We start from the raw sequence: 18,945 nt of genomic DNA, 5'->3' as shown, positions 1-18,945 counted from the left end.
CTGGGACTGCTTGTCGCAGTGCACACATTACGTGGGGCTGGTGTCGTGCCCGGGCGACGATATGATCGAATCCGGTAGACATGAAGGATGGTCGATCATGTCCGACAGTCCGGCATCCGAAGAGCGCCGCAAGGCAACGTTGGGACGCGTCGCGAAAATCAAGGGTGTTCTGAAGGGACGCAGGCAATCCTCCGTCCTGCTGCTGATGATTGTCGTGCTCGCGATCGCGATGATCTATTCGGTCGCCACCGGCATGATGTAGGCCGCATGACGCAGGGTGCGAGCCGGCGCGCACGAATGATCCCCATCGCTCCGACCCTCAAGTGCCGTTCGTACGGGCAAGCCAAGCCTGTTGTTTGCCGTTGACCTGAAAAGGTAGCCGATGCTTTGCTTGTGAACGCGCCGTCGCCGCCGTTCGCATTGCGAACCTGTGCGACGTGACTTTGCGAGGGCCGATCAAGACTGGAGATTACGATGCTCAGGAGAAGGCAGTTTCTGCAACTCGGCGGCGCGATGCTGGCGATGCCCTCGCTCGCACGTGCGCAAGCGCCGAGGGGCCAGATCACACTGATGGCCTATACCGGCATCTTCCAGGACAATTACATGGCGACCGTGGTCGAGCCGTTTCAGAAGGCGTTTCCGGATATCAAGGTCAACTACGCGCCCGGGGGCACATCGGCGGCGATGCTCGGCAACATCCGAGCGCAGAAGGCCGATCCGCAGGTCGACGTCGTGATTATGGACGTGACGACCTCGTCGATCGGCAATGCCGAAGGCCTGTTCGACAAGATCACGCCGACGGAAGCGCCGTCGCTCAACGAGCTTTATTCCGAAGCCCGCGCGGTCGGCGGCGATTTCGGTCCGGCGGTCACCTACGACCATCTGGTGATCATCTACGATACGCAGACGGTGAAACCGCCGCTTGCGAAGCTCGCCGATCTCTGGCGCGAAGATCTCAAGGGCTTTCTGTCGATCTCGGCACCACCCAACATTCAGGGCCTGGCGCTCACCTGCATGGTCGAAAAGATGGAAGGCGGCGACCATCGCTCGTCGATCAACAAGGCGGTGAAGAAGCTGCGCGAGCTGTCACCAGGCGTGAAAACGTTCGAGCCGAACCCGGACGGCGCAACGCTCCTGCTCAACGGCGTCGTCAAGGTGGCGACCGGTTGGAATGCCCGTTCGCAACTTTATCACGACGAGTCGAAAGGACGCATCGGCGTGCTGCTGCCGCCGGAGGGCAGCGTCTTCCAGATCAACACCATCAACCTGACAGCCGGCTCGAAGAACAAGGCGGCCGCCGCAGCGTTCGTGAACTATGCGTTGTCGCAGGCGGCGCAGAAGGCTTTCACCGAACGGCTGTACTACGCGCCGACCAATGCGAAGGCGCAAATCGAGCCAAAGGCGCTGGCACGCACGGCGGCGACGCCGGAGACCCGCGCCCGCATGATTCCTGTCGATTGGATGGAGATCGTCAAAATCCGGGACCAGTGGAATAACCGCTGGCGGCGCGAGATCATCGCGGCGAACTAGGCATGGCCTATCTGGAACTGACCGGACTGGAGAAACGCTACCGCGATGCCGTTGCGGTGGCGGATGTGACGCTCGCCGTCGAGAAGGGGGAATCGGTTGCGCTGCTCGGTCCATCGGGATGCGGCAAGACCACCACCTTGCGCATGCTGGCGGGCCTCGCAGCTCCTGATCGTGGGCGCATCGCCGTCGACGGAACGGATATCACTGACCTCCCGGCGCACCGGCGCAACATGGGCTACGTGTTTCAGTCCTACGCGCTGTTCCCGCACATGAGCGTTGCGAGGAACGTCACCTTCGGCCTCGAGGAGCGTGGCGTGGCAGCGAAGGAGCGCGCTGCACGGGCGGCCGATGCGCTGGAGATGGTTCGCCTGAAGGAGCTTGGGCACCGGCGACCGCGCGAATTGTCCGGCGGTCAGCAGCAACGTGTGGCGTTGGCCCGCGCGCTGGTGATCCGCCCTTCGGTGCTGCTGCTGGACGAGTCGCTGTCGAACCTTGATGCCAAGCTGCGCCAGACCATGCGCCGTGAGATCCGCGACCTGCAGCGCACGCTTGCCATCACCACCCTGTTCGTCACCCACGACCAGGTGGAAGCGCTCGCCATGTGCGACCGCATCGCCGTGATGAACCATGGACGCATCGAGCAGGTCGGCACGCCGGCGGATGTGTATGAGCGCCCGGCCACGCGGTTCGTCGCCGGCTTCGTCGGCAGCGTCAACGTGCTGCCTGCCACGCGTGACGGGCAGGGCGGTCTTGCCGTCTGGGGCATGCCGATCCCCGGCATCGCGTCATTCGCACAGGGGGACGCCGATGTCTTTGTCCGGCCGCAGCGCATGCGCCTTGTCGCGGCCTCGGAGAACGTCGCTCCCGATGTGCCGCGCCTGAAGGGTAAGGTCGCGCAGAGCATCTTCATCGGCGATCAGGTGGAAACGGTCGTGTCAGGCGAAGGCGGGCAAGTGACGGTGCAGAGCCTCTCGGGTGCGCCGACGCCGCAAGCCGGAACGGAGGTTCAGGTGGTCTGGAAGGTGGAGGATACGCTCATCTTTTCACGGGAGGCTTCGTGACCTCCGCGCGCTGGCCGCTGCTTGCAATCCCCGCGGCGCTGCTGCTGGCCGTCATCTATGTGTGGCCAAGCCTCGACCTGTTCCGCACGGCCTTCAACGAGACCGGCGCGACCGGGGCGATGATCGAGGCTTTTTCGCTGAAGGTCTGGCGCGATCTGTTGGCCGACCCGTTCACTTATGAACTGACGGTCAACTCGCTCTGGCTGTCGGTGACCGCGACCTCCATTGCGCTTTGCGTGGCCTATCCGATCGCCCTGTTTCTGTTCCGCACGGACACACGCTTTCGCGGCCTGCTCGCAGTCATGGCGATCATGCCGATGCTCGTCTCAGGCGTCGTGCGCATCTTCGGCTGGCTGACGATCCTCGGCGATCAGGGCATGGTCAATTCCGCCGCGCGCTGGCTTGGGTTGATCTCGACGCCGATGCGGCTGCTGTTCAACTGGACCGGAGTCACCATAGGACTGGCCGAGAGCATCCTGCCCTACATGATCCTGGCCCTGCTTGCGGGCTTCGGCCGGCTCGATCGTGCGCTGGAGGAGGCGGCGCGCAGTCTCGGGGCATCGCCGTTGCGCACCTTCGTGCGCGTGACGTTGCCTTTGAGCCTGCCTGCGATCGTGCTCGCGGCCGGATTAGGTTTTGTGCTCTCCATGTCTGCCTACATCACGCCAAAACTGCTCGGCGGCGGGCGCGTCTTCGTGCTTGCGACGGAGATTTTCGAGCAGGCGACGACCAACGCCAACTGGCCGATGGCATCCGCGATGGCGCTCTACACGTTGGTGTTGATGCTCGCCTTCCTCGGTCTTTCCAGCGTCCTGTCCCGGAGGCTCGCGCAATGAGTGGCGCAGGACGCGTGCTGTCGCTGATTGCCGCCATCAGTTACGCGCTGATTCTCGCGCCGATCGTCGTGGTCGTCGTCATGGCCTTTTCAGCGGACTCGTTCATTCTATTCCCGCCGTCCGGTTTTTCGTTCCGCTGGTTCCAGACGCTGGTCGCAAATGCACCGCTGATGAAGGCGTTGGGGCTGAGCGTGCAGATCGCTCTGGTCGTGACACTGCTGTCGCTGCTGGTCGGCGTGCCTGCCGCGCTGGCGCTGGAAAAGGGCGAGTTTCGCGGAAGGGAGGCGTTGCGTGGCTTTTTCCTGGCGCCGTTGCTGCTGCCGACTCTGATCATTGGCCTCGCCCTGTTGTTGTTCTTCACACCGCTGAGGCTGACGGCCACGCTTCCCGGCATCGCACTTGGCCACATGACCGTGACCGTGCCGTTCATCATCCGCATGATGTCGACCGCGTTCGCCACGCTGCCGGAGAATGTCGAGGCCGCCGCGGCGACGCTCGGCGCACCGCCCTGGCGGGTGGTCTGGCGGGTGACGCTGCCGCTCGCCGCGCCCGGTTTGATTGCCTGTGCGGCGTTGTCGTTTCTGCTGTCCTTCGACGAGACCGTCATCTCGTTGTTTGTTTCCGGCCCGCGCGCATCCACTCTGCCGGTGGAGATGGTGCGGTATGTCGAGGGCCGGACCGATCCGATGATCGCGGCGCTCTCGGTGCTGCTGATCGCCGGCACGCTCGCAATTGTCATCGTTGTCGAACGCCTCGTCGGTGTCAGACGCGCCGTCGGCCAATCTTAAAGAGTCGGTCAGTTCTAAAAATATGGAGGTCCGGATGCCTGACTACATCGTCGAGCCCATGCCGAAGCAGATCGAAGCGTCCGTTCGTGACAGGCTGATGCAGGTCGAAACGGCCACCGTCGGTCACAGCCGTCACTGGGGCTTCATGGACCGGGGCATCCAGCCGCTGCTGAAGCGCCGTCGCATCGCCGGTACGGCTGTGACGCTGGCGATCCCGGGACCGGATTCGACACTGCTGCACCACACGCTCGGCTTGTTGCGGCCGGGCGACATCCTGGTCGTCGACCGCCTCGGCGACGACAGGCATGCCTGCTGGGGCGGCGGGGTCACGATCGCCGCCAAGGCGGCGGGCGCGCTCGGCGGCGTCGTGGACGGGCCCTGCACCGACCTGACCGAGATCGAGGACAGCGATCTGCCGATGTGGTGCCGCGGGATGTCACCGATCACCACGCGCCTCTATAATCTCGGCGGAACGCTGAACGTGCCGGTCTCCTGCGGCGGCGTTACGGTGAAGCCGGGCGACGCCATCCTTGCCGACGAATCCGGTGTGCTCGTGCTTGGCGCGGAGGAAGCGGACGCCGTTGCGATCGCCGCCATCGCCCGGCAGGAGCGTGGCGAGCAAAATCAGGACCGCGTGCGCGCGGGTGAAAAGCTCGGCGATATTTCGGGCGCGACGAAAATGGTGCTGGATGCTCTGGCTGCCGTGAAGGCATAGAGGTGATGGGGCTTTGATCTAACCTCAGGCGTCATGCCCGGGGGACAGGCTTTAGCTGGCATCCAGTATTGCAGAGTGTCTCGAACGCTCTAGGATACTGCATCCCGCCTCCGCGGGGATCACGCGGAGAATTTGGCGCCGCACTGCCCACTCTCACCATGTTCTGACGATCCTCGCCCAAGGAGAATCATATGAAGATCGCGCTTCTGCAGATGAACTCTGTCGCCGATGTCGATGCCAACATCCGCCAGATGAACGATCTGTCCGAAAAAGCGACCGCGCTGGAAAAGCCCGACATGATCGTCACGCCGGAAGTCTGGAACTGGTACGGCGGCAGCAAGGCGGAGAAGTTCGCCAATGCCGATGACCAGCGCGGCGGCAGGTCGTATTCCGCGGCACAGGCGTTGGCAAAGACGCACAAGGTCTGGGTGCATGCCGGCTCACTGACCGAGAAGGCGACGGGCGGCAAGGTGTCGAACGTGACTTACGTCTTCAACCGCGAGGGCAAGGAAGTCGCCCGCTACTGCAAGATCCACATGTTCGACATCACGTCTCCCGACGGTGCGCGCTATGAGGAAAGCGCTGCCGTGCTGCCGGGCCGTGAGATCGTCAGCTACGATTGCGAGGGCATCACGATAGGCTGCGCCATCTGCTATGACCTGCGCTTCCCGGAGCTTTTCCAGGCGCTGGCGCTGCGTGGGGCGCAGGTGATCATGCTGCCGGCCGCGTTCACGCAGCAGACCGGCAAGGACCACTGGGAGGTGCTGCTCCGCGCCCGCGCGATCGAGACCGAGACCTACCTGGTCGCCGCCGCCCAGACCGGTCCGCACAAGGCCGAAGACGGCTCGGTCCGCCTGACCTATGGCCACTCGCTGATCGCCGATCCGTGGGGCCACGTCATCTGCAAGGCATCGGATGGCGTTGGCTTTACCGCCGGGCGGATCGACACCGCCTATATCGAGAAGTGCCGTAAGCAGATTCCCGTGCTGGAGCACAAGGTCCTCGGCGCTCCGGCGATGCCGCGCATGGCAGCGGCGGAGTAGGGCAACCGGACTTGACGGGCGACAGGTACCGAAGCTTCGCCGCGCTCAAGGCATCTGAGCGCGAAGGGATCGATTATCGGATCGTTGTCGTCGACAGACGCGCACCGGTCACCGTGATCGCTCCGCATGGCGGCCGGATTGAGCCGCCGACTTCGAGGCTTGCGCTCGCCATTGCCGGAGAAACCTGCAACGCCTACTGCTTCGAGGGTCTCCAGCCGGATCGCGAGCACCACGATCTTCACATCACCTCCGACAACTTCGACGAGCCAATTGCCTGCGAGCTTGTGGCGCGAAGCGACGTCGTCGTGGCGGTTCACGGCCGGCTGGACCGCGACGATCCTGAAGCCGTGTGGCTCGGCGGTCTCGACGTCGATCTGTGCAATCGAGTGGCCGACGCCTTGAGGCGCGCCGGGTTCGGCACGCTCACCGAGGGGCATATGTTTCCCGGCTCGGGACCACGAAACATCTGCAACTGCGGCCTGCGACGCATGGGCGTGCAGCTGGAATTGCCGCGTGGACTGCGTGACGTCCTCGCGCGTGAAGAGAGCGATTTCGAACGGTTCGTCACGGCTGTCCGGTCTGGCATCGGCCTGATCTAGGGACCACCTCTCAGTCCATCATGTTCGGAACGATCAGGCGCGGCAGGAACAGCGACACCTCGGGCCAGGCGATCAGCGCGGCGAGCACCAGCAGCATCGGCACCAGCATGATCATCGTGTCCTTGAGCGCATAGCGTAGCCGTACGCCGGCGATCGAGCACGCAACCATGAGGCAGAGTCCGTAAGGCGGGGTCACCAGGCCGAAGGCAAGCGATACGATCGAGATGATCGCGAACTGCACGGGATGAAGATTGACTGAACGTGCAAGAGGCTCGAGCACAGTGCCGACGATCACGATCGCAGGAATGGCATCGAGAAAGCAGCCGACGATCAGAAAGCAGAAGGCGATGAAAAAACCCGCCGTAATCGGTCCCATGCCCCACGTCGCGACGTTGGCCAGCAACTCCTGCGGGATCCGGTAATAGGCAAGCAGCCAGCCGAACGCGCTCGCCGTGCCGACGCAGAACAGCGCCACGCCGGCAAGCCGTCCGGTATCGAGCAAGGCCGTGTAGAGCTCGCGTACGCCGGTCTCGCGATAGACGAAGGTCGACAGCGCGATCGAATACAGAACTGCGACGCACGCGGATTCGGTTGCAGTGAACCAGCCGAGCAGAATTCCGCCGACGATGATGAACGGCGTCGTCAACGCCGGCAGCGAGCGCCAGACCGCGCAGCGCATGTCGATCCAGCTCGATTTCGGATAGGTCGGATAGCCGCGCCGCACGGCATAGATATGGACGCTCAGCATTTGCGCGCCCGCGATCAACAGCCCCGGGACAATGCCGGCGAGATACAGGGCACCGATCGACGTCGAGATCAGCCCGCCCCACACGATCATCAGGATCGACGGTGGAATGATGACGGCCAGAACGGCCGACACTGCGGTGATGGCGATCGAGAACGAGAGATCGTAGCCTTCCTTGGTCTGGGCATCGATAAAGATCTTGGACTGGCTTGCCGCATCTGCGGTGGATGAGCCTGATATGCCGGCAAAAAACACGCTCAGCACCACGTTGATCTGCGCGAGCGAGCCCGGCCAATGTCCAACGAGCGAGCGGGACAGGGCCACCAGCCGGTCGGTAATGCCGCCGATGCTCATGAGATTGGCGGTCAGGAGAAAGAACGGCACCGCCAGCAGGATAAACGAGTTGTAGGCGTTGAACGTCTCCTGAGCGAGCGACATCATCGACAGGCGCGGCTCGATCAGAAGGATAGGCACGCAGGCCAGTCCCAATGCGAATGCGACGGGAACACGCAGGATCAGCAATACGACGAGTCCGCCGAACAGAATGGCGGCGGCCTGGCCGGCGGAGAGAACAGCTCCCGTCATCTGGTCGCGCCTCCGAGCAGGACGCGCGTTTCATCGACGATCTGCTCACCGGCAAAGATGATCCATGAGATCCCGGCCACGGGCCAGGCGATGTGAATCATCCACAATGGCAGCTCAGCGAGCTCGGACGTGCGGTTCCAGGCAAAGCGCGTGAACTCGATGCCGGCGAACACGAATATCAGGGCCATCGCGAGCACGCCCAGCCGGGCGACGATGCGCACTGCGGCCTCTGCACGGCGTGACAGGGTGGGCCATACGTCGATCTCGAAATGCTGCGCTTCCCTGACCCCAACCATGGCGCCGATCATGATCGTCCAGACAAACAGAAAGCGCGCCATCTCCTCGGTCCAGATGTAGGACGGAATCAGCGCGGTGTAGCGCGAGATGATCTGCAGGGTGACGGGGAAGATCAGGATCCCGACGCAACAGGCGAGCAGGATCTCCAGCAGCCTGGCATAGCCTGCCGTCAGGCGCCGCCAAAGGGTCGGCACATCGTCAGCCACATCAGTCATGGGCTTAAGCTCTCAGGAATGGAGTTCAAACGAAGCCGCGGCGCGCGGGCTGCGCGCCACGGCCTATTGCATCCACGCTTCAATCAGACCGCTGCATTGATCTTGGCGTAGACGTCCTCGGCGCCGATTTCCTTCGCGTACGCGGCCATCACGGGATCGACGAGCTTCTTCATGGCGTCGCGTTCCTCGAACACGACCCGCTTCAACTTGCCCGCCTTTTCGAGCGTTTCGAGCTTGAGCGTGTCCTCGCTGCTCTCCAACGCGCGACCGAAATCGCCGGCCTCGGCGCCAGCTTTCACGATGGCGTCCTGCAGGCCCTTGTCCAGCGTCTTGAATGTCTTGACCGAGAAGCAGAGCGGCCGGATCGACACGGCGTGCTCAGTGAGCACGAGACTTGGCGCGACTTCGTAGAACTTCATCGCTTCCACACCTGCGGCCTCGTTCTCGCCGGCGCTGATCACGCCGTTGCGAATGGCGTTGTAGACTTCGTTGTAGGCGATTACCGTCGGGCTCATGCCGGCAGCCGCGAAGGTCCGCGACCAGATCGGCGCTCCCTGCACGCGTATCTTCAGGCCCTTGATCTCGGCCAGGTTCTTGAACGGCTTGTTGGAGAAGATGTTGCGAACGCCGCCACCGGCGGAGCCGATCAGCATCACTTCCGCCTTCTGCTCGACCTCGTCCGACACCGGCTTCAGCAGGTTGGCTTTGACGACCTTGTCCATGTGGGCGATGTCGCGGAACACGAACGGGGCATCGATGAAGGGCGCAGCTTTGGCGAACGTGCTCATGTGGGCCGGCGACACGATGCCGTAGTCGACGGCTTTGCCTTGCGACATGTACTCGAAGTACTGTTTCTCGAGGCCGAGGGAGGAGTTCTTGTGCAGGGTGAAGTTGACCGGCTTGCCGTAATACGTCTTCACCAGCTCCTCGAACTTCACCAACGCCTTGGTGAAGGCGTGGTCGTCATTGAACTGCACGGCGCCGTTCAGCGTGACCGGCTGTTGGGCTCTGAGGATCGATGGCATGCCAAGCGCAGCAGCTGCAGCTGACGCGCCAAGTCCGGCGAGGACTGTTCTCCGCTTCATGGGTGTTCCTCCAGTGGTACCCGTCCCTTTGCCGGGATCTTGGGCTTCTGACTGGCGGCAGCGGCGGATGCCTTGCGGCCGCGATCTGGAAGCGTATGCAAAAGGCGGGAGCTTTGGAAGCCAATTCGGACCTGCGATTCAGCAGGCGTACCGACCGCCTGTGCGCCGCCGTCGCAAGCGACGATCCAGGCGACGTATTAATCGGTCTGCGCAGGTCAAAAATCTGCAGACGGGTCGTTTCGCAGCTGCAAAAATTGATGGCGCGAAAGGCTACTTCGCGACTTCCTCCAGCACCCGCTCGGACTGGTTGATGCCGAAGCTCTTGATCAGGATCGCCGGCAGCAATGCGCCGGGAACGACGATGAACAGGACCCAGCCGAGATGGTTTGGTCCGAGCTGGTACAGCGGTCCGAGCGATGTCACGCCGGCCCACGCGCCGAGATGGCCGAGACCGTCGGTCCAGGCAAAGGCGGCCGAGCGGATGCGCGTTGGGAACGCGATTGCGGTGTAGTTGTACATGTTGAACAGGAAGAGCGCCGTGCCGATCCGGCTGAGGCAGATGCCGACGATGAACATGGCCTCGGTCGGATAGAGGTACATGAGAATCCAGGCGGTGGAGAATATGAGCGCCGACACGAACAGTACGGTTTTGCGTTCGACCCGTTCGCCGAGTCGCGCATTGATGAGAAACGCGAAGAAAGTCACGACGGCAGCGCCCGTCAGCAGCCGGAACGCAAACTCCGCGTCGGCGCCATGGTCTACCATGTAGACATACATGAACGCGCCCGAGCCATAGACGATGCCAGGATAAGCGAGCAGCCAGCACACCAGGATCAGGATGCTGCGCCAGCGGTATTCGGGATTGGTAAGAATCTCCAGCAATTGTCCTTTGCCGGCCTTGCCAACGATGCGGGGTGTGGGGTCGGGCGACGGCAGTGCCCCCGCGATTGCTGTGACGCGCCTCTCCAGATCGCTTACGACCCGGTCAGCTTCGTCGTGACGGCCGTGCGTCTCCAGCCAGCGCGGCGATTCAGGCAAGCGCCAGTACAGGATCGGCAACAGCACGAAAGCCTGGATGATCACACCGAGCCAGACGAACTCGCGCCAATATGTCGGCATCATCACGCTCGCGACGCCGGCGATCAGCACGCCGACAATGGCCGTGGAGCCCTGCGCCGTCAGCATCGTCCTGTTGCGCACCGCATGCGACGACATCTCTGACAGATAGACGGCGTGGGTTGCGACGATGCCGCCGACTCCGAGCGTCGACAGTACCGAGAAGATCACCAACGGCACAAAACTGGTGACGAACGCAAATGGCCATAGGCATAACCCGGCAAGCGCCGTCGAGAGCAGGATCGCCGGGCGGCGGCCGTAGCGATCGGCGACGAAGCTCATCAGGTAAGTGCCGAGCAATACGCCGAGCCCGACCTGCAGCGCCTGGATCACCGCATACTGATTGTTGGTGATGGTGCCGAGCGGCCGCCAGACAAAGGGAAAGAGCCGCGCGCCGATGCCGTCGGTGTCGACGACGATGAAGCCCCAGGTGATCTCGACAAGGATCGCGAGCTCCCACTGCACGCGGGTCAGTGGCAGACGATCGATGCGACTTGATATCAGGAAGTCTTTTGCATCCGGATCGGCGGCACGTATCGCTTGGGCCCGACCTTGTACGGTCATTGTTGTCCCCACAGCAGTCGTCTTCTGCGCGGGCGCGAGAGCAACAACGCCAGTGCAGTTATTTGAGTGCGAAACTAAATGCCTGGCGCCTTGTCATGGCAAGCGACGAGGTCGGAGGGCAGCCATGCCGTTCGTCGGGTTTCGAATTCGCTGTTGCTCGCTGCGCGGTGCGTCGCGCGGAGATGGATTCCGGCAGCGATCTGGAGCGCTCGATAAAATTGCATCGTGCTCAATACAGCCTCCTCATCCATAGCGGGGAGGATACTTTCGTGCAGGAGATATGGAGGTCCAGGAAGCCGTATTTGGCCTCTACCATTCAGACCGAACGTATGTGCGCCTTCCCATGGGCTTCGATCAGACCGGTGGCGCGCAGCGGATTCGTGCTGCGTTCGCCACCCTCCGGCAAATCGCCGATCATCGCCAGCAATTGACGGCAATCGCGCTCGATCCGTCGCTCAAGGACATTGGCTACCCCGAGAAGCAGGCCGGAGTGGGAGGACGTTGCGGCCGCAAACCACGGGGATAATGGTGCGGGTCCGAAGCCCGCGGCACGCGCTTCGACCACGAATTTCTGGTCATCGAAGCCATCTGGAAGAGGCACAACCACGGACAATGCTGCGGGGACCGCCGAATCGATCCCAAGTCTTCCAAGCGTCTCCAGGAGGCATCGTCTTCGTTCGCTATAGAGCCGTCGCGTTCGGCGCAAATGTCGCAGATAATGGCCTTCGCGCAGAAATTCCGCGAGCGCGAGCTGGACGGCGGCGTTAGGAGGCGCACCGAGCCATGTTGCGACATCAATTAATCGGCGCGCGAGAGGCAACGGCGCGACCAGAAATCCTATGCCCACCATCGGGCTGATGGTCTTACTGAACGTCCCGACGTGGATGACGCGATCCGCGCCGGCACCCGACGCCAGCGCGTTCACAGACCGGCCCGACAGATGCAATTCTGCGAGGTAGTCATCCTCGATAATCCAGGCACCGGATTCCATGGCCCAGCGGAGAAGCGCGGTACGGCGTTCCGGTGACAGTGTCACACCGCTCGGCGCCTGCTGTCCCGGTGTTACGATGGCGAGCCCGGCTCGCGGCGCCAGCTCGCGACCTTGTCGGACGACGAGCCCTTGGTCATCGACCGGAACTGCGACAGGCTGGACGCCGGCAAGCTCGAGCGCGAGTCGGGTCGCGGGGTAGCCGGGATCTTCCACCCAAGCGTGCCTGCCCGTCGCGCCGATGGCGAGGAGCGCGATCGACAATCCGCCTCGAAACCCGCCGGTCACGATAATCTGTTCTGGCGAGCACTCGATGCCTCGGGCGATGGCGACATGCGACGCGAGGGCAGATCGTAGCTCTATCAAGCCGCGCGAATCTGAGTGGCCCGTCCGTAGGGCCGTGGTTTGCACCGCTTGTCGATACAGGCGCGCCCAGAGGGTGGCGGGGAACGCGTCATGGGCGGGGACGCCCAACTGGAACACGAGCGGCTCATCGGAGCGATACAAAGCATCCGGTGGCAGGAGTCTCTCGGAGACCGACGCGATGGTCGGCACGATGGAAGACGGTAGAGGATCGGCCACGCGGGTTCCGGCTGAACCAGCGGTGACAAGGAGCCGCCGATCAATGAGCTTCTCGTAGGCTGCTTTGACAGTCCCGCGCGCGACGCCGAGTTGAGCGGCCAGATCACGCCACGAAGGTAGCCGGCCTCCGGGAGGAAGGGCGCCCTCGGTGATCGCGACCTCGATGTGGCGCGCGATCTGATCGATGAGCGTCATAGGGCCGACGCGATCAAGCGTCAGCTCGTCCGGCATCCAGGGCGGCGCCACGTGCTCCATGAGCCTAGCCCCGCTCCTTGATGCGAAAGTCGTGGCGCCAGCCGAGATCGGCGACGGCTTTCTCGATCGCTACCGCGCCGCCGGGATCGGCAATGTTGTAGGCGCCAGAGCCACCGTGATCGATGGCAAGAAAGGCAGCATAGGCCGCGGCCTCGACGTGCACCGGAGCTGATCCGGTCGGTTCTGCGGACCACGTGCGTGGACCGTAGAGCTGCCCATACCGCAGCACGATGCCTACGAACTCGCTTTGGTCCAGGACGGCGCTCTCAAGTGGAACGACGCCTTCGCAGACCGAAATCGCGCGAGCACCTCGAGCGTGGATATCCAGCGGGTCAGTCTCGAGAAAGGGCGCGTCCTTCGGCGCATAGGCCCAGGCAATGCTCTGCGCGATCAGTCGCTTCGCGCCGGCTGCGCGGGCGGCGTTGGCGAGATTCGCCGTCCCCTCGCGACGGAGGCGCGCATTGCGCTTCAGCCCCTGCTCGGGTGATTGCGAGTCAATGCCCGCCGCGAGATCGGTGAGCTGGTGAATGACCACATCGGGCGCGGCAGCGACAACGGCCCGCTCCAGCGCATCACAGTCGAACACATCCAGGACGACCGGGTTGACGCCCTGAGCTTCCAGTTTCGACTCGCCCTCGGTCGTCCGCGTCGCGCCGGTGATCGAGTGACCGGCCGCGCGAAGGAGGGGGATAAGCGAACGGCCGATGACGCCAGTTGCCCCAGCCACAAACACTCTTGTTGTCATGCCGTCTTACTCCTTTGCAACTCGGTGCACGCAGCCCGACAGTCGAACTGCCGGTGCATAGGTGGCCGGAGGGCGCTCTCTCAGGACCGTCTTGTCCGAAGTCGGCTGGACCATTGGGACTCTCTCGGCCGCTACTCCGTTTCCGCGTCGTCGCGCGTGCCTGGGCGGGAACGCATCGCCGTGATGCGTGCGCCTTCGCGCGCAGTCTGGCGATCTGCGAACCAGGCGCGCGCCTGCTCAGAGAAACTGGCAGGCATGCCTTTGCCGAGAAGCCCTCTTTGCAGCGAGGCGAGGCTGGTCTTTGCCAGCTCCTCGCGCATGACTCGCTCAGCCCGCAACATCACGGCGTGGATGCCGCAGACGCCCTGGATCGACCATTTAGGCGGCTTGCCCTGGAAAAGAGCACACCGACCTCGGATTTCCTGGCAATCGAAGAGCTGTTTCGGACCCTCGACAGCATCGACCACATCAAGGACGGTGATGTTGTTTGCGGGCCGAGCGAGCCGGTAGCCGCCGCGTATTCCGCCAGTGGCTTCGACAATCCCTGCCTTCTCCAGCTTGGGGAAGATCTTCTTCAGGAAGGTTGGAGAGACGCCCTGGATCTCTGCAAGGTCACGACTGCTCGGCGGCCGCTCAAGCGGACCAGCGATCCAGAGAAGGCAGTGCAAGGCGTACTCGACGCCGGCTCCAATGTAGCTCATAACGGCTACTATATAAGTCACCGTTATAATTCGGCAAGCGCGGAAAGAGCTCCTATGACACGCCGACCATCAATGGAGGCGGGACGGCAGACCTCGGCCTGGCCGCCCGCCACGATGTACGTCGGCACGCAGGTCGCCCAGCAAGCGGCTTTCTCATTGCTCGTAGATGGTCAGCCGCCCGGCATCGTCGGTGTCGACGACAAAGATGGCGAGCAGACTCGCAGGTTCGGTGGCGCTCGCGTTCTCGCTGATGGGGTGATGCGCGCCGCCGGGCGGCTCCGTCCAGTGCTGACCCGCGCGAAACACCTGCGTCTTGCCGTCATTCACCCGGCTTCGGATCGATCCCGAGAGTACGTAGCCCGTGATGAAGGCGGAGCGTGCGTGGGAATGCGCCGGCGACTTGCCGCCGGGTGGATAGCTGACGACAATGCCGATGAGGCTTTTGCCGGGAATGTTCGGAATCGCCTCCTGGAAAGCCGGCGTGATCGTTTGACGTTCCTGCGCTGCTGCCTCGACTGACACGAAGCTAGGCCAAGCCGCCATCGCGGTCAGCGTCGCTGCCAATGCGATCGATCGGATCTTCATGTTACCTCTCCTGTGTTATGGCTGGAGGTGACGACGATCGTCAGCTCTCAGCTGTTCTGCCCCAGGTGCTCTCCGATTATCTTCCCGTGGACGCAGCCACCGTTTCTCGGCAGCTCGATCGCCGCCAGCACGCCGGCGAGTCCGCCGCCGACGATGTCAACGCGCATCTGTTCATCATGATTCCCAACCATCAGAGGCTGACCATCGACGGTTCGATCGTCGCGATGAGCGAGCGGCGAATCTCGGTCGCACGCGCCTTGTCGATGAAGGCGGTGGCCTGCAGAGGCAGGTAATGGACGGTATTGAGCCCGATGCAGCCGAGTGCGGCAGAAAGATAAGGCGTGAGGAAATCCGGCTGGTTGGCTTGATCGCCGGCGAACACACCGCCGGAAGCGATCCCGACAAACACCGGGCGGTCCCGAAGCATCCCGACCTTGCCGGCCGGAGTTGGCTTGATCGTACGACCAACGCGGAGGATCTGATCTATCCACGCCTTCAGGACCGACGGAACCGTGAAGTTGTTCATCGGCGTGCCGATAACGACGACGTCGGAGGCTTCGACCTCCTGAATGAGTTGCTCGGACAGGCGCACCGCGCCACTGGACGCTCCCGCAGCCAGCGCCGCAGGCGACGCCAGGACGGCGGCATAGTCGGACCGGGTATGGGGTATCGGTTCGAGTCCCAGGTCTCGACGACTGATGCCCGGTTCGGGAAGGATCGTGAGAAGCTTCTCGACGATCGCGGCTGAAAGCTGGCGACTGTGCGACTCTGGTCGTGGACTGCAATCGACGTGGAGGATGTTCATGCGACTTTCTCCAGTGGCTTCACAAAGCCAATGACTGCGTCGATCAACCCTTCGCGCTTGTAAAAGCGGCGCGCGTTGGTGTTCGTTGCCGCGGTATCCAGAACCAGGCGACGGCAATACTCATCGACGCCGATAGACGACAGTTCTTTGAGCAGAGCGGCACCAAGCCCTTTGCCTCGCTGACTTTCGGATGTCACAAGATCGTCGACGTAGAGAAAGTGGCCGTGGATGAGATTTTCCATCATCCGGTATCCGGCGAGCGCCAAGACTTGATCACCGTCCCAGGCTGCCAGCACACGATACCCATCGGTGGCCATGCCTGATGCGCGCTCCACCCAGTGAGCGGCGTCCTTGAGCGAAGGTCGCAATTGGGAGATCACCGGAAAGCAAGCGGCCAGCTCGTCCTGACTGTGCGCATGTCGAAGGACAATTCCGGGTGGCGATAGCTTGACCATGACAGTCTCCTCACAGATTTGCATTTGATCTGTGAGGAAGTACCGCCAGTTCGTCGGCGGGGTCAGGACCAGAAAGCTTTATCCGGAGTGGACCAAAGCGTTCTATTCACGTGGCCGGGCGGCCACGATGGTACATTGAAGCGAAGCATTTTTGGTGCTTTCGAATGATACAAACCGGGTTCATCTCCTTGGCGAGGACGTGCCCCGCCAGGATGAGCGGTATCGTTCTGGCAATAGGCACCACACCGAGCGGTCACTCATTAATGGCCACCGCTCAGGGCATGCTGCTGAAAGCCAGTTCGGAGCCGCCGTCGCGATGCGCTCCATCCGTGTTGCCGCATAACTTGGGAGTTGCTTCATGAACATTCGTATCGACTACATCAATGTCGCACCCGCCGGCTACAAGGCGTTGGGCGGTGTCTACGGCTATATCGCGCAATCTGGCCTCGACGAGATTCTGCTCGAGCTCGTCTACCTGCGCGTATCTCAGATCAACGGCTGCGCCTACTGCCTCGATCTTCATACCCGCAGCCTTACCAAGAAGGGCGTCAGGGCGGAGAAGCTGGCACTCGTACAGGTGTGGCGTGAAGCGGGCGCCGTTTTCGACGAGCGGGAGCGTGCAGCCCTGGCCTGGGCGGAGACGGTTACGAGGGTCGCCGAGACGACCATCCCCGACAAGGAGTTTCAGGCCGTTTCGAATGTGTTCGGCGAAAAGGAAATTGTCGACCTGACGATTGCGATCGGCCTGATGAATACCTTCAATCGCATGGCGATCGGTTTCCGCCGACCGCCCGAAGCGACCCTCGCGGCAGCAGCCTGAACCCCCGCGCATGCAGCGCTGGCCACGATGCCAACAGGAGTCGCGAGGGGCGAGGTGCTCGCGGCAACACCGCTTCGTATCTGGCAATCAGCATGGCTCAGGGCGCGCGGCGACGATCGTCCGATGCGCCAGTGTTGCGCCTGCCGAGAATCGAAGGCGCATAGATGGCGGCAACGCAGGTCAGCGCCAGAAACACCAGAGCGATCACCATGGCTACCACCCAGAATCTCGGATCTTCGCGAGACACGAACCAGCCAGCGACGATCGCCGGGACCAGCATAAGCAATCTTGCCAACCAGGCCATGATGATTCTCGCTTCCGGCAACTTATGTGCCGATCCGATTATTCGGATCGCGAAGTATATTACGTAATAGTACTTGCTATCCCGCGCACGGAGGTGCCGAGCGAATGCTCGTGCGGCGGCGAAAGCGGGCAGGCCCCGTCGATGAACGTGACCGTCTCGGCGAGCGGCGCCCGCCCCGTGCGGGTGCAATTCGCCGTGAGGTCCGCGTACCCGATCGACATGCCACAGAAGAGGATGAGGCCATCCGACGGCAGCACGATTTCCGCAACGGTCTTGCGAACCTGCGACCACGCCATTTGCGGGCAACTGTGGAGACCTTCAGCGCGGAGCAGCAGCATGACGGTCTGCAGATACATCCCGACGTCGGCCCATTGCGGGAACCCCAGGTCGCGGTCGATGTAGCAGAACAGAGCGGCCGGCGCACCGAAACCGTCCCAGTTCGCGATGGCGGCCCGTTGGCGCGCCTCCCAGTCCTCGCGCGCAATGCCGAGTGTGCTGTAGCGTTCCTTGCCGAAGGCGGATCGGCGCTCGCGGTACGGAGACTTAAGCTCGGGCGGATACATCACATACTCCCGCTCGTCCCATGGGTCGGCTGTAGCCACGCGCTCAACCGCGCGATGCTTGAGCTCAGCCAGCGGTGCGCCGGTCACCACGTAAATGTTCCAAGGCTGCAGGTTCGATCCGGATGGCGCCCGCGCTGCCGCGGACAGCACGCGCTCGATCACTTCTCTTGAGACGGGTTGGCTGGTGAATCCGCGCACCGCCCGTCGACTTGTGACTGCCTCATAGACGTCCATGAGCGCCTCCAGCGCCCAAGAAGCGGCGCCAATCTGGATTGATTTCCTCGACGCTCTTTCTCGTCTTCATGTTGGTGCTCATCGACGCCGCGTTGGGAAGGACGGCCCATCCAAGCAAGAGAGTGCGGCAAGCGCATCCTCGCGCGTGAAGCTAATTGGGCAATCGGGAGAAACCCTCGAACGCGCAAGCACAACAGCCGAAGGGTGCTGAGGTCAGAGCGGCGTCAGCACGTGGCACAGCCGCAGCAGATCCAAAGCTGTCGACGATATAGCGAGTGGGGAGCCGAATCAGTTGCCGACGCTAGCGCGTGACATCATGCCGGCAACGAATATCGATTTGATCAAGGCCATTTCGAGCATGGATTTGGGCATCGGCATCGTCACCAGCATGATCGCGATGCGCAGCTGCGTCTGTTGGATGCCACTCATCTGTTCGACAGCAACAACACCTCACTACCGTCAGCAACCCAGAGCGCCGTGCGTCGCAACTATGCCCGACGGTGCGAAACTGGGGCAGCTTGCGCACAAAGCGCATGATGACGGGCGCAAATGGAAGGGCGTATTATTGGGCCATCATTCTAGGCCGCGTTCCTCTGGCGGCCCGACATCGTGTCTGGCCCCAACAAAGCGCTCGCTCTCCGGACGAAGAGGCTCGGAGCGTTCCGGGAAAGTGCGCCTGCGATTTCCGGGTTAATGCTGATTTTTTTTGCTTACGTCGTGCTTCAAGCT

The 18,945-nt window shown here is 62.6% G+C and carries 21 protein-coding genes and 1 pseudogene; 9 read left to right on the top strand and 13 right to left on the bottom strand.

Going from position 1 to position 18,945, the window contains the following annotated elements; all coding sequences use genetic code 11:
* Positions 1-97: 97 nt before the first annotated feature.
* The 8 genes from RCO31_RS23280 (at position 98) to RCO31_RS23245 (ending at position 6,572) form a co-directional block, all read left to right on the top strand.
* Positions 98-262: a hypothetical protein gene (locus tag RCO31_RS23280; RefSeq protein ID WP_308970896.1), complete on the top strand. Its 165-nt coding sequence runs from the start codon at positions 98-100 to the stop codon at positions 260-262.
* Positions 263-474: 212 nt separating this feature from the next.
* Positions 475-1,530, top strand: a complete 1,056-nt coding sequence (locus RCO31_RS23275) for an extracellular solute-binding protein (RefSeq protein WP_308970895.1) — start codon at positions 475-477, stop codon at positions 1,528-1,530.
* Positions 1,531-1,532: 2 nt separating this feature from the next.
* The gene (locus tag RCO31_RS23270; RefSeq protein ID WP_308970894.1) at positions 1,533-2,591 is read left to right on the top strand and encodes an ABC transporter ATP-binding protein; all 1,059 of its coding nucleotides are present in this window, start codon (positions 1,533-1,535) and stop codon (positions 2,589-2,591) included.
* Positions 2,588-3,427, top strand: a complete 840-nt coding sequence (locus RCO31_RS23265; RefSeq protein ID WP_308970893.1) for an ABC transporter permease — start codon at positions 2,588-2,590, stop codon at positions 3,425-3,427. The genes RCO31_RS23270 and RCO31_RS23265 overlap by 4 nt, the downstream gene beginning before the upstream one ends.
* Positions 3,424-4,215, top strand: coding sequence for an ABC transporter permease (locus tag RCO31_RS23260; RefSeq protein WP_308970892.1), 792 nt, complete (start codon positions 3,424-3,426; stop codon positions 4,213-4,215). The genes RCO31_RS23265 and RCO31_RS23260 overlap by 4 nt, the downstream gene beginning before the upstream one ends.
* Positions 4,216-4,249: 34 nt before the next feature.
* Positions 4,250-4,930 carry an RraA family protein gene (locus RCO31_RS23255; protein WP_308970891.1) on the top strand — a complete coding sequence of 227 codons (681 nt, stop codon included), beginning with the start codon at positions 4,250-4,252 and terminating at the stop codon, positions 4,928-4,930.
* Between the two features lie 191 nt (positions 4,931-5,121).
* A complete protein-coding gene (locus RCO31_RS23250; RefSeq protein ID WP_308970890.1) occupies positions 5,122-5,973 on the top strand; it encodes a carbon-nitrogen hydrolase family protein in 852 nt (283 codons plus the stop codon).
* Positions 5,974-5,984: 11 nt separating this feature from the next.
* Positions 5,985-6,572 carry a poly-gamma-glutamate hydrolase family protein gene (locus tag RCO31_RS23245; protein WP_308970889.1) on the top strand — a complete coding sequence of 196 codons (588 nt, stop codon included), beginning with the start codon at positions 5,985-5,987 and terminating at the stop codon, positions 6,570-6,572.
* Positions 6,573-6,582: 10 nt separating this feature from the next.
* Here the strand turns inward: RCO31_RS23245 and RCO31_RS23240 are convergent, their stop codons facing one another.
* From RCO31_RS23240 to RCO31_RS23195, 10 genes are all read right to left on the bottom strand, one after another.
* On the bottom strand, positions 6,583-7,902 hold the full coding sequence (locus RCO31_RS23240) for a TRAP transporter large permease (RefSeq protein ID WP_308970888.1): 1,320 nt from the start codon (positions 7,900-7,902) through the stop codon (positions 6,583-6,585).
* The gene (locus tag RCO31_RS23235) at positions 7,899-8,414 is read right to left on the bottom strand and encodes a TRAP transporter small permease subunit (RefSeq protein ID WP_308970887.1); all 516 of its coding nucleotides are present in this window, start codon (positions 8,412-8,414) and stop codon (positions 7,899-7,901) included. The genes RCO31_RS23240 and RCO31_RS23235 overlap by 4 nt, the downstream gene beginning before the upstream one ends.
* Positions 8,415-8,497: 83 nt before the next feature.
* Positions 8,498-9,499, bottom strand: coding sequence for a TRAP transporter substrate-binding protein (locus RCO31_RS23230; protein WP_308970886.1), 1,002 nt, complete (start codon positions 9,497-9,499; stop codon positions 8,498-8,500).
* 270 nt (positions 9,500-9,769) lie between these two features.
* Positions 9,770-11,179, bottom strand: coding sequence for an MFS transporter (locus RCO31_RS23225; RefSeq protein WP_308970885.1), 1,410 nt, complete (start codon positions 11,177-11,179; stop codon positions 9,770-9,772).
* 316 nt (positions 11,180-11,495) lie between these two features.
* Positions 11,496-12,980 carry a PLP-dependent aminotransferase family protein gene (locus tag RCO31_RS23220; RefSeq protein WP_308970884.1) on the bottom strand — a complete coding sequence of 495 codons (1,485 nt, stop codon included), beginning with the start codon at positions 12,978-12,980 and terminating at the stop codon, positions 11,496-11,498.
* Between the two features lie 28 nt (positions 12,981-13,008).
* On the bottom strand, positions 13,009-13,749 hold the full coding sequence (locus tag RCO31_RS23215; protein ID WP_308970883.1) for an NAD-dependent epimerase/dehydratase family protein: 741 nt from the start codon (positions 13,747-13,749) through the stop codon (positions 13,009-13,011).
* A 131-nt stretch (positions 13,750-13,880) separates the two neighbouring features.
* Positions 13,881-14,450 (bottom strand): Rrf2 family transcriptional regulator, encoded by a 570-nt coding sequence (locus tag RCO31_RS23210; RefSeq protein ID WP_308970882.1) that lies wholly within the window; start codon positions 14,448-14,450, stop codon positions 13,881-13,883.
* Between the two features lie 153 nt (positions 14,451-14,603).
* A complete protein-coding gene (locus tag RCO31_RS23205) occupies positions 14,604-15,035 on the bottom strand; it encodes a cupin domain-containing protein (protein ID WP_374991526.1) in 432 nt (143 codons plus the stop codon).
* A gap of 190 nt (positions 15,036-15,225) precedes the next feature.
* Positions 15,226-15,840 (bottom strand): NAD(P)H-dependent oxidoreductase, encoded by a 615-nt coding sequence (locus tag RCO31_RS23200; RefSeq protein WP_308970881.1) that lies wholly within the window; start codon positions 15,838-15,840, stop codon positions 15,226-15,228.
* Positions 15,837-16,295: a GNAT family N-acetyltransferase gene (locus RCO31_RS23195; RefSeq protein ID WP_308970880.1), complete on the bottom strand. Its 459-nt coding sequence runs from the start codon at positions 16,293-16,295 to the stop codon at positions 15,837-15,839. Before RCO31_RS23195 ends, RCO31_RS23200 begins: the two co-directional genes overlap by 4 nt.
* Before the next feature lie 358 nt (positions 16,296-16,653).
* Here RCO31_RS23195 and RCO31_RS23190 point away from each other — a divergent pair, with 358 nt between their 5' ends.
* Positions 16,654-17,115: a carboxymuconolactone decarboxylase family protein gene (locus tag RCO31_RS23190; protein WP_308970879.1), complete on the top strand. Its 462-nt coding sequence runs from the start codon at positions 16,654-16,656 to the stop codon at positions 17,113-17,115.
* Between the two features lie 97 nt (positions 17,116-17,212).
* Here the strand turns inward: RCO31_RS23190 and RCO31_RS23185 are convergent, their stop codons facing one another.
* The 3 genes and pseudogenes from RCO31_RS23185 to RCO31_RS23175 all read right to left on the bottom strand — a co-directional run bounded on the left by RCO31_RS23185 (position 17,213) and on the right by RCO31_RS23175 (position 18,645).
* The gene (locus RCO31_RS23185) at positions 17,213-17,419 is read right to left on the bottom strand and encodes a hypothetical protein (protein ID WP_308970878.1); all 207 of its coding nucleotides are present in this window, start codon (positions 17,417-17,419) and stop codon (positions 17,213-17,215) included.
* Between the two features lie 140 nt (positions 17,420-17,559).
* Positions 17,560-18,216: pseudogene (locus tag RCO31_RS23180) on the bottom strand (nitroreductase); the annotation flags it as partial.
* A gap of 288 nt (positions 18,217-18,504) precedes the next feature.
* Positions 18,505-18,645 carry a hypothetical protein gene (locus tag RCO31_RS23175; RefSeq protein WP_308970877.1) on the bottom strand — a complete coding sequence of 47 codons (141 nt, stop codon included), beginning with the start codon at positions 18,643-18,645 and terminating at the stop codon, positions 18,505-18,507.
* Positions 18,646-18,945: the final 300 nt, after the last annotated feature.

Source organism: Bradyrhizobium sp. LHD-71, from assembly GCF_031157255.1.
Taxonomy (GTDB): Bacteria; Pseudomonadota; Alphaproteobacteria; order Rhizobiales; family Xanthobacteraceae; genus P52-10.
The sequence above is the reverse complement of the archived record's forward strand: the minus strand, read 5'-3'. Positions and strand labels throughout refer to the sequence as shown.

Bases quoted from the DNA above. Each gene is read 5' to 3' on its own strand.
- RCO31_RS23215 (WP_308970883.1), bottom strand. From the start codon at position 13,749: ATGACAACAAGAGTGTTTGTGGCTGGGGCAACTGGCGTCATCGGCCGT.
- RCO31_RS23250 (WP_308970890.1), top strand. From the start codon at position 5,122: ATGAAGATCGCGCTTCTGCAGATGAACTCTGTCGCCGATGTCGATGCC.
- RCO31_RS23200 (WP_308970881.1), bottom strand. From the start codon at position 15,840: ATGAACATCCTCCACGTCGATTGCAGTCCACGACCAGAGTCGCACAGT.
- RCO31_RS23275 (WP_308970895.1), top strand. From the start codon at position 475: ATGCTCAGGAGAAGGCAGTTTCTGCAACTCGGCGGCGCGATGCTGGCG.
- RCO31_RS23230 (WP_308970886.1), bottom strand. From the start codon at position 9,499: ATGAAGCGGAGAACAGTCCTCGCCGGACTTGGCGCGTCAGCTGCAGCT.
- RCO31_RS23205 (WP_374991526.1), bottom strand. From the start codon at position 15,035: ATGAAGATCCGATCGATCGCATTGGCAGCGACGCTGACCGCGATGGCG.
- RCO31_RS23260 (WP_308970892.1), top strand. From the start codon at position 3,424: ATGAGTGGCGCAGGACGCGTGCTGTCGCTGATTGCCGCCATCAGTTAC.
- RCO31_RS23195 (WP_308970880.1), bottom strand. From the start codon at position 16,295: ATGGTCAAGCTATCGCCACCCGGAATTGTCCTTCGACATGCGCACAGT.
- RCO31_RS23255 (WP_308970891.1), top strand. From the start codon at position 4,250: ATGCCTGACTACATCGTCGAGCCCATGCCGAAGCAGATCGAAGCGTCC.
- RCO31_RS23270 (WP_308970894.1), top strand. From the start codon at position 1,533: ATGGCCTATCTGGAACTGACCGGACTGGAGAAACGCTACCGCGATGCC.
- RCO31_RS23220 (WP_308970884.1), bottom strand. From the start codon at position 12,980: ATGCCGGACGAGCTGACGCTTGATCGCGTCGGCCCTATGACGCTCATC.
- RCO31_RS23225 (WP_308970885.1), bottom strand. From the start codon at position 11,179: ATGACCGTACAAGGTCGGGCCCAAGCGATACGTGCCGCCGATCCGGAT.
- RCO31_RS23190 (WP_308970879.1), top strand. From the start codon at position 16,654: ATGAACATTCGTATCGACTACATCAATGTCGCACCCGCCGGCTACAAG.
- RCO31_RS23235 (WP_308970887.1), bottom strand. From the start codon at position 8,414: ATGACTGATGTGGCTGACGATGTGCCGACCCTTTGGCGGCGCCTGACG.
- RCO31_RS23175 (WP_308970877.1), bottom strand. From the start codon at position 18,645: ATGAGTGGCATCCAACAGACGCAGCTGCGCATCGCGATCATGCTGGTG.
- RCO31_RS23240 (WP_308970888.1), bottom strand. From the start codon at position 7,902: ATGACGGGAGCTGTTCTCTCCGCCGGCCAGGCCGCCGCCATTCTGTTC.
- RCO31_RS23185 (WP_308970878.1), bottom strand. From the start codon at position 17,419: ATGGCCTGGTTGGCAAGATTGCTTATGCTGGTCCCGGCGATCGTCGCT.
- RCO31_RS23210 (WP_308970882.1), bottom strand. From the start codon at position 14,450: ATGAGCTACATTGGAGCCGGCGTCGAGTACGCCTTGCACTGCCTTCTC.
- RCO31_RS23280 (WP_308970896.1), top strand. From the start codon at position 98: ATGTCCGACAGTCCGGCATCCGAAGAGCGCCGCAAGGCAACGTTGGGA.